The 12,937-nt window shown below is 70.8% G+C and carries 12 protein-coding genes; 9 read left to right on the top strand and 3 right to left on the bottom strand.

Annotation, left to right across the window (positions count from 1 at the left end; translation table 11 throughout):
- The first annotated feature begins 34 nt into the window (after positions 1–34).
- From NIE79_RS24745 to NIE79_RS24720, 6 genes are all read left to right on the top strand, one after another.
- Entirely contained in the window at positions 35–1,558 is a 1,524-nt protein-coding gene (locus NIE79_RS24745) for a molybdopterin-dependent oxidoreductase (protein ID WP_238680849.1), read from the top strand.
- A 138-nt stretch (positions 1,559–1,696) separates the two neighbouring features.
- On the top strand, positions 1,697–2,485 hold the full coding sequence (locus tag NIE79_RS24740; RefSeq protein WP_238680848.1) for a GVDTG sorting domain-containing protein: 789 nt from the start codon (positions 1,697–1,699) through the stop codon (positions 2,483–2,485).
- Positions 2,445–3,188, top strand: a complete 744-nt coding sequence (locus NIE79_RS24735) for a class F sortase (protein ID WP_238680847.1) — start codon at positions 2,445–2,447, stop codon at positions 3,186–3,188. Before NIE79_RS24740 ends, NIE79_RS24735 begins: the two co-directional genes overlap by 41 nt.
- A 47-nt stretch (positions 3,189–3,235) precedes the next feature.
- A complete protein-coding gene (locus NIE79_RS24730) occupies positions 3,236–3,862 on the top strand; it encodes a sigma-70 family RNA polymerase sigma factor (RefSeq protein WP_238680846.1) in 627 nt (208 codons plus the stop codon).
- Positions 3,859–4,587, top strand: coding sequence for an anti-sigma factor (locus NIE79_RS24725; RefSeq protein WP_238680845.1), 729 nt, complete (start codon positions 3,859–3,861; stop codon positions 4,585–4,587). The genes NIE79_RS24730 and NIE79_RS24725 overlap by 4 nt, the downstream gene beginning before the upstream one ends.
- 115 nt (positions 4,588–4,702) lie before the next feature.
- A complete protein-coding gene (locus NIE79_RS24720; protein ID WP_238680844.1) occupies positions 4,703–6,358 on the top strand; it encodes a serine/threonine-protein kinase in 1,656 nt (551 codons plus the stop codon).
- Between the two features lie 15 nt (positions 6,359–6,373).
- Here NIE79_RS24720 and NIE79_RS24715 read toward each other — a convergent pair whose 3' ends face one another.
- The 3 genes from NIE79_RS24715 to NIE79_RS24705 form a co-directional block, all read right to left on the bottom strand.
- Positions 6,374–7,309 (bottom strand): DUF4394 domain-containing protein, encoded by a 936-nt coding sequence (locus NIE79_RS24715; RefSeq protein WP_238680843.1) that lies wholly within the window; start codon positions 7,307–7,309, stop codon positions 6,374–6,376.
- 294 nt (positions 7,310–7,603) lie between these two features.
- Positions 7,604–8,209, bottom strand: coding sequence for a lytic polysaccharide monooxygenase auxiliary activity family 9 protein (locus tag NIE79_RS24710; protein WP_238680842.1), 606 nt, complete (start codon positions 8,207–8,209; stop codon positions 7,604–7,606).
- Positions 8,210–8,477: 268 nt separating this feature from the next.
- Positions 8,478–9,056: a hypothetical protein gene (locus NIE79_RS24705; protein ID WP_238680841.1), complete on the bottom strand. Its 579-nt coding sequence runs from the start codon at positions 9,054–9,056 to the stop codon at positions 8,478–8,480.
- Between the two features lie 472 nt (positions 9,057–9,528).
- Here NIE79_RS24705 and NIE79_RS24700 point away from each other — a divergent pair, with 472 nt between their 5' ends.
- The 3 genes from NIE79_RS24700 to NIE79_RS24690 all read left to right on the top strand — a co-directional run bounded on the left by NIE79_RS24700 (position 9,529) and on the right by NIE79_RS24690 (position 12,930).
- On the top strand, positions 9,529–10,074 hold the full coding sequence (locus tag NIE79_RS24700) for a carboxymuconolactone decarboxylase family protein (RefSeq protein WP_238680840.1): 546 nt from the start codon (positions 9,529–9,531) through the stop codon (positions 10,072–10,074).
- Positions 10,075–10,207: 133 nt separating this feature from the next.
- Positions 10,208–12,805, top strand: a complete 2,598-nt coding sequence (gene lanKC, locus NIE79_RS24695) for a class III lanthionine synthetase LanKC (protein WP_238680839.1) — start codon at positions 10,208–10,210, stop codon at positions 12,803–12,805.
- 5 nt (positions 12,806–12,810) lie between these two features.
- Positions 12,811–12,930: a SapB/AmfS family lanthipeptide gene (locus NIE79_RS24690; RefSeq protein ID WP_013734295.1), complete on the top strand. Its 120-nt coding sequence runs from the start codon at positions 12,811–12,813 to the stop codon at positions 12,928–12,930.
- The last annotated feature ends 7 nt before the right edge of the window (positions 12,931–12,937 follow it).

Below are 12,937 nucleotides of genomic sequence, written 5' to 3'. Positions count from 1 at the left end.
GCCGGCGACTCGCCGGCCGGGGTCGTCCCGAAGCATGACCGTCGCCCGGGGCCTCGTCGTCGGCGTGCTGAGCGCCGGGGTCACCCTCGGCGTGGCCCATCTCGTCGCGGCGCTGGTCAATCCGGCCGCCGACCCGGTGCTGGCAGTCGGCAGCGTCGCTGTCGACCTCGCACCGCAACCGGTCAAGGCGTTCGCCATCCGCACCTTCGGCACGAACGACAAGATCGCCCTCCTCGCCGGTGTCTACACCCTGCTGGCAGTGAGCGCGGTCCTGCTCGGCGCGGCGACGTTACGACGGCGCCGTTACGGTCTGGCGGGCCTTGCCGCGTTCGCTGCCGTCGGTGTCGCCGCGGCCCTGTCCCGCCCGACGGCGACACTCGTGGACGTCCTGCCGGTCCTGGCCGGCGCCGGCATCGGGATGGCCGCGATGCTGGTGGTGTCTCGCGCCGCCCGGACGGTCCCGGCACCTGGCTCGGGTCGGCCGCGGCTGCTCAACCGCCGGCAGTTTCTGGCCACCACCGCGGGGGCGGCTGTCACGGCCGGCGCCGCGGCAACCACCGGCCAGGCTGTCGGTCGCCGCAGCGCCGCAGGGGCCCGTTCCCGCGCAGCCCTTCGCATACCGCCGCCGACGCAACCCGCGCCGCCGCTACCCGGCGGGGTCTCCGCCGGCGTGGACGGCGTCTCGGCGTTTCTCACCCCCAACCGGGACTTCTACCGGGTCGACACCGCCCTCACCGTCCCGCAGGTCGACGTGGAAACCTGGCGGCTGACAGTGGATGGAGCGGTCGACCGGCCCCGTACCTGGACATTCGACGACCTCCTCGCCCGCGGCCTGGTGGAGCGCGACATCACCCTCAACTGCGTCTCCAACGAGGTCGGCGGCCCCTACATCGGCACCGCCCGCTGGACGGGGATCCCCCTGGCGCCGCTGCTACGCGAGGCGGGCATCCGCGCCGGGCAGAACCAGCTCGTCAGCCGTTCCGTGGAGGGCATGACCATCGGCACCCCGCTCGAGGCGATCCTCGACGGCCGCGACGCGCTCCTGGCCGTGGCCATGAACGGCGAACCCCTGCCCCTGGAGCACGGCTTTCCCGTCCGCATGCTCGTCCCCGGCCTCTACGGCTACGTCGGCGCCTGCAAGTGGCTCACCTCCATGCGGGTGACCACCTTCGACGCGTTCGATCCCTACTGGGTACAGCGCGGGTGGGCCGCCCAGGCGCCCGTCAAGACCGCATCCCGCATCGACACCCCGAAACCCTTCGCCCAACGGCCCGCCGGCCCCGTCATGATCGCCGGTGTCGCCTGGGCGCAACGTCGCGGGATCACCGCCGTCGAGGTGCAGATCGACGACGGGTCGTGGCGGCAGGCCCGCCTCGCCGACGGCCCCTCACCGGACCTGTGGCGGCAGTGGACCTACCGCTGGGACGCCACACCCGGCAGCCACACAGTGCGCGTACGGGCCACCGACGCCACCGGCGCCACCCAGACCGACCAACGGGCCGCGCCCTTCCCGGACGGCGCGACCGGCTGGCACAGCACCACCGTCACCATCACCTGAGCTGGTGCGCCGGACGGGTCGCCGTCCGGCCCCGAAAAGAAACCGGGCCGGGACCAATCCGCTGGACGGGAGGCGACGAATCCCCCACGACAGCACCTGAGCATCGACGCCGTACCCAGGCGGAGACGGAGATTTGTTGTGAGATTGTCCCGAGCCCTGCTCACCGTGCCCGCGGCCGCCCTGGTCCTCGCGTTTCCGGGCGTTGCGCACGCCGACGAGAGCGTGCAGGTCCAGTTGCAGGACCTCAACGAGACCGGTGCGACCGGTACCGCCACGTTGACTGCCACGAGCGGCGGTGACCTGAAGGTCATGATCCGGTCGAAGGGCATGACACCGAACTCGCCGCACGCCCAGCACGTGCACGGCGCAGCGAACGGCATGGACTTCCACTGCCCGGACAAGTCCGCCGACGCCAACGGCAACGGCTACGTCAGCACCGAAGAGGGCCTCAAGATGTACGGGGACATCTTCATCTCGTTGACCACCACCGGGGACACGACCAAGGCCAGCGGCCTGGCGGTGGACCGGATGCCGACGGCCGACGCGAAGGGCAACCTCAGTTACGAGCGCACCATCCCCGCCGCGGACCTGCCCCAGGGCACTATCGCGCACCTGAAGGACCTGCACCTCGTGCAGCACGGCATCGACGCCAACAACAACGGCAAGTACGACATGGAAGCGCTCGGGGAGTCCACGTTCGCCAAGTCCGTCGGCGTCAACGGCATCCCCGCCGAGGCCACCGACCCCGCGACGTGCGGCATGGTCAGCGGCGCGGCCGCCGGCTCCGTACCCGCAGGGGGTGTCGCCACCGGCGACGGCAGCACCTCCGACGGATCGCCGATGATGATCTACGCCGTGGGTGGCCTCGCGCTGCTCGGCGCGGCCGGTGCGATCGTCGCGCGTCGCCGGCTCGCCGGCGAGCGCTGAGCCGACGGCGATCGTGATGGACACCGGCGACGCACCAGTGCCGGCCGGCCGTCGCCGGGGGCGCCACGCGCTCCTGGCGGCGGCCGGCATCCTCACCGTGACAGCGGCCCTGACGATCGGTGTCGCAGTCGCCGACCGGAGCGGCGACCCACCCCGACCCGACGCGTCCGCTGCGGCCCCAGCCGCGAACGCGTCGCCTGTTCCGGCGAGCGGGCCGGGGGAGTTGACCACGGGACCGCTGATGGCCGGCTCGCCGCCCACGCGGGTGTCGATCCCGTCGCTGAAGGCCACCGCCACCATCGTCGCCCTCGGCCTGCAGGCGGACGGCGCGATGCAGGTTCCGGACAGCGCCACCGACGTGGGCTGGTTCACCAAGGCGCCGACGCCCGGCGCTCTCGGCCCGGCCGTGCTGGCCGGGCACGTGAACTGGAAGGGTCACCGCGGGACGTTCTTCGACCTGGGCAAGCTGACCGTCGGCGCCGGGATCACCGTCGACCGTCAGGACGGCAGCACCGCGATGTTCACCGTCACGAAGGTCGAGCAGCATCCCAAGGACCGCTTCCCCACCGCTGGGGTGTACGGGGCGACCGACCACGCGGCGCTACGCCTGATCACCTGCGGCGGCGAGTTCGACGACACCACCCAGCACTACCGCGACAATGTCATCGTCTACGCCCGCCTCGCCCACGCTCATCCCGCCTAAGCACGAGTGCGGCGGCACACCGAACCGTCGCCAGCACAGGAGAGGACATGCCGAGAATGAGCGGTGACCCGGAACAGGGGCGGCGGCTGCGTTCGGTGCCGCCGGACACCGCGACCCCGCCGACCGCCGACGAGCTGCTGCAGCGGGTGGCGCGGGGTGACGAGGCGGCGTTCGCCACGCTGTACGACGCCATGGCGGGCCGGGTCCTCGGGCTGGCCCGGCGGGTCGTCCGCGATCCGGCGCAGGCCGAGGAGGTGACGCAGGAGGTGATGGTCGAGGTGTGGCGCACCGCCGGCCGCTTCGACGCCGCCCGCGGCTCGGCCTCGGCGTGGATCCTGACCATGGCGCACCGCCGCGCGGTGGACCGGGTGCGCTCCGAACAGGCCCACACCAACCGCACCCAGCAGGTCGCCGCGACCGAGACACACGTCCCCTACGACGAGGTGGTCGAGGATGTGACCGCCCGGTTGGAGCGGGAACAGGTCCGCCGGTGCCTGGACCGGTTGACGCCGGTGCAGCGGGAGTCGGTGACCCTGGCCTACTACGGCGGTCACACGTACCGAGAGGTCGCCGAGAAGTTGCAGACGCCACTGCCGACGGTGAAGACGCGGATGCGCGACGGACTGATCCGGATGCGCGACTGCCTGGGCATCGAGATGGAGGGACGGGCATGAGCGCCGATGTGCACACCCTCGCTGGTGCGTACGTCCTGGACGCGGTCGACGACGTCGAGCGGGCTGCGTTCGAGCGGCACCTGGCCGAGTGCGAGCCGTGTCGGGTCGAGGTGGCCGAGTTGCGGGAGACCGTCGCACGCCTCGCCGACGACACCGTCGTCGAGGCGACCCCGCCAGGCTTGCGGGAGCGGACCCTCGCCCAGGCGGCCCGCACCCCGCAGCTGCGCGTCAGCGCCGCGGGTGCCAGCGGCGGACGGCGGGCAGGCAGGTGGCGGCAGCTCACCGTGGCCGCCGCGGCGGCCGTCCTCGTGGCCGGCGGCGCGAGCGCGGTCACCTGGACCGTCAGCAACGATCGGATCAGTGACGAGCAGGCAAGCAGCGACCAGGCCCGGCAGATCGCGGCCGTCCTGGACGCCCCGGACGCCCGGGTGTTCGAGCGGTCGCTGCAGCCCGGTGGTGCTGCCACAGTGGTGGTCTCCCGCGACCGGGACCGCGGTGTGGTGCTGCTGCGCGACCTGCCCGCGCCCGGTGCCGGGCGGATCTACGAGCTCTGGCTCATCCGTGGTAGCGAGCCCCGCAAGGTGGGACAGCTCGCCGAGGGGGACACGGCGTCGACCACTGTCATCGGCCCGGTCGGCGAGGCGGGCACGTTCGGGGTGTCCAATGAGCCCGTCGGCGGCTCGGTCACGCCGACGCGGATCCTGGGTACGGTCAAGCTGAGCTGAGCTGGGCCGCGCTGCCGTCACACCGGCAGCCGGCCCGGCCCTGTCCGCTGCCCGAACTTTGGTGCTTCTGGTCACCCTCACCCATCCGGACGGCGGACCGCTCCGAATCACTCGCATGGATGACGAGTTGCTCGCCGGCCGGTACCGCAGGCTCCTGCTGATCGGGGACACCGCGACCCCGGGGCGGGTCTGGCTGGCACGCGACGAGGTGCTCGACCGGCAGGTCGCGCTCAAGCAGATCACCCTGCCGGGATGGGTGAGCGACGCCGAGCGGTCCCGGCTGCGGGACAGGACGCTCGGGGAGGTAGGCGGCCTGGCCGCTCTGGATCATCCAGGTGTGCTCGGGATGTGGGACGTGCTGAGCACCGACGGATATCTGTGGCTCGTCATGGAGCACGTACCCTCCCGGTCCCTGTCCGAGGTGGTTGCCACCGACGGTCCGCTGGCACCGGCGGAGGTGGCGCGGGTCGGCCTGCACCTGATCGCCGCACTGAGTGCCGCCCACGCGAGGGGAGTGACGCATCGGGAGATCCGGCCGCAGAACGTGTTGCTCGCCGACGATGGGCGGGTCATGCTCGGCGGATTCGGTCTGTCGATCTTCGACACCCGGGATCCGGCGACCGTCACCGCGGCGAGCCTGTCGACGGTCCAGTACACCGCGCCGGAGCGGGCCCGCGACGGGAGGGCCACCCCCGCCACCGACCTGTGGGCCCTCGGCGCGACGCTCTACCTGGCCACGGAGGGCCGCCCCCCGTGGAGTCGGCAGTCGACACTGGCCATGCTCGCCGCCCTGGCCACCGAGGCGCCGGACCGGATGACCGTCGCGCCGCTCGAACCCGCGATCACTGGTCTCCTGCTGCGCAACCCCCGCCAACGTCTCTCCGCGCAGGAGGCCCGCGACCAGCTGGAGCAGGTGGCCGCGGCGACGCCCGCGCCGGCACCGCGAGCGCGCCGCTGGCCGCGGGTACGCGCTGCGTCGCGCCGTCGGCCCCGGGCCGTCACGCCGACGGCTCCGGTCGCTGCGGACGCGATCACCACAATGGTCATTCCGGTCCTCGCGCCCACCACCCGCGATCGGACGACCGGCTGGGCATTCGCCGGCGCCGTGGTGGGCCTGCTGGGGGTCGTGGCCGTCGTCGTCACGGCAACCGGCGCCGTGATCGGCGGCTGGCGCGGCCAGGACAGCCCTCCGGCGGCCGAACCAGGCGGTGTGGCCGCCGGCGTGGTGGAGCCGACCGTGACGGCACCGCCGGCCCACCCTTGCCTGGACGATGCCGCCTCCAGCGAAGCCGAGCCTCTGCGGGAGCCCAGCACGCCGCTGCCGTATGCCCTGCCGAACGGGTGGGCGTGGCACCAGGACCCCGCCGGCTTTCTGCTGGCGGTGCCCGAGGGGTGGACCCGGCACACCGAGGGCGTCCTGGTCTGCTTCCGAGACCCCGCCGAGGTGCGGGCCATCGCCGTCGACCCCGCCGCCACAGCGTCTTCCGTACCGTCGAAGCGGTGGGAGGCCGCCGAGCGCGACGCGCTGACCTCCGGGGCGCTCGCCGGCTACCAGAAGATCAGCATCGGGCCGGTCATCCGCCCGGGCGGCGCTGCGGAGTGGGAGTACACCTGCGAGCAGGCCGGCGGGGTGCGGCTGCACGCCCGCCGGCTGTTGGTCAACGAGAGCAGGGCCCGCGCCTACAGCCTGTCCTGGATCACCCAGGACAGCCAGTGGAACGAGACCGAGCCCTTCCAACGACTGGCCCTCGCAAGCATTCGCCTTGACTGACGCGGCGGCGACCGGTCACTGCCGCAGGAGCAGGGCGAGATCGAGGACCACGTGTCCGTTGAACGCGCCGGTCGTCTGAGCCGCGCCGGTGAGCAGGTCGACCCGGTACAGCCGGGAGCCGGCGATGCCGTTGAGGACGGCGTAGGCGTTGTTGGCCACGGCGCGGTCTCCACTCAGTTGGCTGTGGATGTCGAAGCCTGCTTGGAGGTTCGCGTTGACTCCGAGCGCGCCGGTGGCGGCCAGTTGCCCGGAGTTGGCGGGAGATTGCAGGGCAACCTGGTCGAGGGTGGTGTCGATGTCGAACAGGGTGGTAGCGGTGGCGGGGTTGAGGTCGTTGTTGGTGTACGCCGCACCGGTGACGCCGACGGCGGTGGTGCTGGGCGGGTAGGTGAGGGGGCCGTCGACGACTGTCGTGCCGCCGGGGTTGATGTTGTGGCGCAGGTTCTGGGCGGTGTCGCTGATGATCCGGAGTCGGTCGGCGGCGGGGTTGAAGTCGACGCCGAACGAGGTGCCGTTCAGTGCGACGGTCAGTTGGCTGACCTTCGTGGCCGCGGCGGTGCGCGTGTTCAGCGCGTAGACGCCGCCGGTGTTGCCGACGCCGTAGAGCTGGCGGTCCTGGACGCGAAAGTCGATGCCGATGAGGACTTCGCTGCCGGGCAGGTCGACCGGGCCGATGGTGCAGGCCAGGGCGGGGCGGTTGGCGGCGAACTTGATCAGCTGCTGTCCGTCGGTGAGGCCGATGGCGACGAGCCCGTTGCGGCCTCCGGCGTTCAGCAGGTCCCACAGCAGGGTGCAGGTCCCATTGGCCAATGCGGGCAGGCCGCGCCCCGGGAGGCTCGCTGCTGTGCTCTGGCTTGGTTGGGCGGCGGTGACTGGCGTCGCGGTGATCCCGATGCTGACGACCATCATCGTGGCGGCTACGAGCAGCCCTCGGCGAAGCGTACGGTGCATGAGAGGCACTTCCTTGATCAGATGCACCGACGGACTCCTCGGCGGAATCCGACGCCGTTGCCGGCGACGGTGCAGGGATGAATTCCCTGCTCAGAGCCTATGTAGAGGCGATCCGCAGCATCTGTCGGGATTCGGCCTTTCCTTCAACTTTCGCACCTTCTGCACGGTGCAGTCGTGGTGATGGTCCTGAACGGAATGACAGCTCGGCGGATTGAGGGCAGGGCCGGCAGAACAATCCGGCTCGGGGCGTTGGCGCCCTGAGCCGGATTGTTCTGTAGCTGTCGGTCGTGCCTGTCAGGTGACGTTGATGTCGCTGCACCACATGTAGGTCTGGTCCAGGTGCGACGCCCTCCAGAGCACGAACAGGATGTGGTTCCCGCTGCGCGACGGGAGCGAGACGTTGAACGAGATGTTCTGCGCCGGCGCGTAGCGCCCGGTCGTCGTGATCAAATCGAGGTTGCCCCACCCGAGCTTCTGGGTGGATGGGTTGAACCCCTGCTTGGTGACGTAGACCTGGAAGTAGTCAGCGCCGTGGCTGGCCTGGTCGTACAGCTGGACCGTGAGGTTGCGGCTGACGGTGGTCGTCTTCCACGCCCCGGGCTGGTTCACGCTGTCGTTCCTGGACAGGGCGTTGCTGCACAGTTGCCCGTCCGGGGTGCGAGCCTGGTACTGGCCGCCGAGGCCGTCGCGCAGCTGGCTCATCCAGTTCCACATGGTGTCGGGGTTGGCCTGGAACGCCCGCCAACACATCGGGTCCTGCTGCTGCATGGCGGGGTTCATGTGCTGGTTGCCCCAGGCTTTCCAACATTGGTAGGCGCGACTCATCGGGTTGATGATCGTGCCGTGCGCCTGGGCCGCCCCGGTGAAGGGCAGCATGCCGGCCACGATGGCGAACACCATGACGAACGCTCGCAGGGACCGACGGACTGGTGACCGGGATCGTCCGCCGGATCGATCGGACTTGAGTGAACGCACTGTTCATCCTCCGCTCTTCGGGCTTGCAGATCAGTGTGGGAACGCTCCCAAACCAACTGTTGCATCTATCGGATTAAATATCAATGCTTATCTATCTATGGTCGGATGTGGATCGAGGTGACCGGGGTGTCCGCAGCCGCCCGGTTCGGATCCGGGTGCGACTGACGACCGCGCCATCGGCCGCCCGGAATGGTCACAGGCCTGCTGCGGCGTCGTATCGGCGGCGCTGGTCGGCCATCTCCGACTCGGTCAGCGCCTCCTTGAGCGCCAGGTCCGCGTACTTGGGCGGGAGCATCTGCCGCACCCGGTCGGTGAACATGACCTCCTCGGTCGCCTCGACCACCTGGATGCCCGCAGGCTCGGTGGACATGTCCATGATCACGGGACCGGCCAGTTTGACCGCCACGTCCCACGGGCGCTTCTGTTCGGCGACCCCGCAGAGGTGGAAGCCGTAGACCGTCTGCACGTCGGCGAGCGCGGTGGCCCCGGTCGGCTCGTAGCCGTAGACGCGGACCCCGCAGATCACCGCCGGCTTCTCCGTGGTGGCCGCCTGCTGGGCTCCGTGTCCGGTGTGGTTGTGCTGCCCCGGGTCCGCCTGCTCGAGCGTGGTGCGCATCCGGGCCGTGATCTGCGTTTGCAGATCCGCCGGCTGCGCCTCCGGGCCGGCCCGGTTGACCAGTACGACCGCGCTGGCCGACACCACCAGCAGGATCGCCGCCACCCACACGAAGCGGTTCCGGTACCAACCCGCGAAGTTCTCTCGGGAAATCATGATTGCTTCTCACCTCGTCGCCGGTTCTGGTGCTGGCAGGCCGAATCGGACGCCCCCCGGCGGGTCAGGCATCGAGCGCGTCGGTCGTCGGGGACACGTGTCGGGGTGTACCGACGGCGGGCGAGGATGATTGCCCGGCAAGGCGCCCGTCGTCGTAGAGATGGCCCGGCGATCCGGCAGGCGAGCGTCCGCCAAGGGCGGCGCGCTGCCGGCGCTGCGATGCTCCCGTGCTGGCCGTTCCCAGCGCGGTTGCCCCCGCGCTGCGGCGATATCAGCCATTCCAACACGTCTGGGCCGGCTCTGGCAACATCGACAAGCATCAGCGTGGATTTGACCCGGCCGCCCGCACCGTCGTCGCGCGCGAGTGCTCATCGCCGCACCGCCGCCGGCCTCCTCGAACGGATCTGCGGCGAGCGCATCCGGGATCGGATAGGGTCCGTTACACCCTACTTGCCGTACATGAGGGGAAAATATGAGCCGCTTGCCCTATGTGAACCCCGCCGATGCCCCGGCCCCGGTCCGCGACGCGTTGCAGGCTGCGCTTCCCCTGAACTTCTTCCGCGTCATGGCGAACGCCGAGACGGCGTTTCCGGACTGGATGCGCTGGGGCGGCACGCTGCTCACGGACCTTGCCCTCGACCCACTGCTGCGCGAAATAGCGATCCTGCGAGTCGCCCAGCTGAGCGATGTCACCTACGAGTGGGTTCAGCACGAGCCCATCGCCCGCTCCGTCGGCGCCACGGAAGAGATGATCCACGCGCTCGGGCGCGACGAGATCGGGGACGAATGCTTCACGTCAGACCAGCGGATCGTCCTGCGTTTCACCACCGAGGTCGTCCGTGACGTCTGCCCGCCCGACGACACCACCGCCGCACTGACCGGGCTGCTCTCCCCGCGCGAGGTGGTCGAACTCCTGATGGTGATCGGGCAGTACATGATGATCGCCCGGGTCGCAGCGGTCACGGACCTGGACGTCGACAAGCCCATGGGAGCCGCCGTCTACGGTGCGCGGGCCTGACTAATGTCATGAGTACCTGTGCACCCCGCATTGAACGTCGTGACTAAGCGCACTGGAGCCCACCACGTCCCGTCGATGAGACTCGATTCAACGCCGGAACAACAGCCGGCCGAGTTCGAGGGGCGGCGAGACGGTGGACGAACGCTACGACAGCTACTGCGCCGCGGATCGGCTGTTCTACGACTCGCTCGGCAGCGCCGTCGCACAGCCCGTCTTCCCGGCCGCCGACCGGCCGACGCCGACCGGCTGGCGCCGCGAGCCGCTCGACGACTGGCTGATCTACGCGCCCGACGGCGGCTCGCTGCCGCAGCAGGGCTGGAAGATTCATGTGTCGGCGGGTCTGGCGAACGCCGAGCGGGTGCTGGACACGGTCTGGAACTACTGCGTCCCCCGCGGCCTGTCCTTCAAGTTCCTGCGCGGGCCGCGCACGCTTCTGCTGCGCAATTCCAAGTACGCCGCCCGGGCCGCCAGCGGCAAGTTCATCACTGTCTATCCGCGCGACGATGCGGAGCTGGAGCTGGCCTGCAAGGAGCTCGACGAACTGCTCACCGGCGAGACCGGGCCGTACATCCTCAGTGATCTCCGCTACGGCGCCGGCCCGGTCTACCTGCGTTACGGCGGCTTCGCCGCCCGCTACTGCCACTCGCCCGACGGCCAGGTGGTGCCGGCGATCGAGGACGACGGCGGCACGCTGGTGCCGGACCGCCGGGAGCCCGTCTTCCACGTACCGTCCTGGGTCACAGTGCCCGACTTCCTCGGCCCGCACCTGGCCGCCCGGAGCGGCACCAGCACCAACCAGGTGCCGTACCGGATCGAGCGGGTCATCCACTTCTCGAACGGCGGCGGGCTGTACGTGGGCAGGGACCTGCGTACCGACACCGAGGTGGTGCTGAAGGAGGCCCGACCGGACGCCGGCCTGGACGCCGACGGCACCGACGCCGTCGCCCGGCTGGCCCGCGAGGCGCAGGCTCTGCGGCAACTCGCCGACCTGCCGCAGGTGCCTCGGGTGCACGACGAGTTCGTCCTCGGCGAGCACCGCTTCCTCGCGCTCGAGTTCATCGAGGGCCGACCGCTGAACAAGGTGCTGGTCGACAGGTACCCGCTGATCGACGCCGACGCGACCGACGGCGACCGGGCGGCGTACGCCCGATGGGCCCGCCAGATCTACGAGCAGGTCGAATCCGTCGTGGCGGCAATCCACGAGCGCGGTCTGGTCTACGGGGACCTGCACCTGTTCAACATCATGATTCGGCCGGACGACCGGGTCGCCCTTGTCGACTTCGAGGTGGCCGCTCCGATCGCCGGGCACCGCCGACCCGGGCTGCGCAACCAGGGCTTCGCGGCACCGAGGGACCGCAGCGGGCCGGCGGTCGACCGGTACGCCCTGGCGTGCCTGCGGTTGGCGCTGTTCCTGCCACTGACCCAACTGGTCCGGCTCGCCCCGGCGAAGGTGACTCACCTGGCCGACATCATCGCCGCGAACTTTCCGGTGCCGAGGTCCTTCCTCGATCCGGCGGTCGAGGAAATCACCGGTCAGCCGCGGGTCACAGCGGACCCGCGAGGGACTCTCGGCGCCGATGACTGGCGCACCATGCGGGATCGGCTGACCACGGCGATCGTGGCCAGCGCCACCCCCGAGCGCGACGACCGGCTCTTTCCCGGTGACATCGAGCAGTTCCGCAGCGGCGGCCTCAACCTCGCCCACGGGGCGGCGGGAGTGCTGTACGCGCTCGACAAGAGCGGTGCCGGCCGGTGGCCCGAGCACGAAGACTGGCTGGTGCGGCGGGCGACATCGCCCCCGTCCGGCACCCGCTGCGGCTTCTACGACGGGCTGCACGGCGTCGCCTACGCACTCGTCCACCTCGGACGCCGACAGGACGCGCTGGACGTTCTCGACATCTGCCTGCGGGAACCCTTGGACGGGCTCGACCACAGCCTGGCCAGCGGCCTGTCCGGGATCGCGCTCAACCTGGCCGAGGTGGCCGCGCGTACCGGGGAGGTGTCGCTGCGCGACGCCGCGTGGCGGGCCGCCGAACAGGTGATCGGGCGGTTGGCCGACGACCCGGGCCCGGACGTCAGCGGCGGACGCAACCCGTACGCCGGGCTGTTGCGGGGCCGGACCGGACCAGCGCTGATGCTGTTGCGGCTCTACGAGCTCAGCGGCGACGACGAGCTGTTGGAGCACGCCGCCACGGCGTTGCGTCAGGATCTGCGTCGGTGTGTGCTGCGCCCGGACGGTGCCCTGGAGGTCAATGAGGGCTGGCGCACCATGCCCTACCTGGCCCACGGCAGTGTCGGTATCGGGCTGGTCCTCGACCAGTACCTGCGCCACCGCGCCGACGACCGGTTCGCCGAGGCGAGCGCGGGGGTCCGCCGCGCGGCGCGCTCACCGTTCTACGCCCAGTCCGGGCTCTTCGCCGGCCGCGCCGGGATCATCGCCTACCTCGCCGCCTCGACCGACGACGCCGACCGCCGCGAACTCCGCGCGCAGCTGGACCGGCTGACCTGGCACGCGCTGCCGTACCGGGAGGGGATCGCATTCCCCGGTGAGCAGTTGCTGCGGCTCTCCATGGACTTCGGCACCGGCACCGCCGGCGTGCTGTACGCGCTGGCCAGCGCGCAACACGACCGGCCGCCGGTGCTGCCCTTCCTCGCGCCCCTTCCGGGCGCGAAGAGACTCCCCCGCGACAGCGGGGGCGACCTGATCGGCGAACGGAAGGAAGGGAGGTGAACGACATGGCACTTCTGGACCTCCAGGGCCTGGAGATGGCTCCGGCCGACCGCACCGGTGGCGGTAGCCGGGCGAGCCTGCTGCTCTGCGGCGACAGCTCGCTCTCCGTCACGACCTGCAACTGATCCACCA

This window comes from Micromonospora trifolii, from assembly GCF_022229005.1.
Lineage (GTDB): Bacteria > Actinomycetota > Actinomycetes > Mycobacteriales > Micromonosporaceae > Micromonospora > Micromonospora trifolii.
Note: the sequence above shows the minus strand (reverse complement) of the source record. Positions and strands in the feature narration are given on the sequence as shown.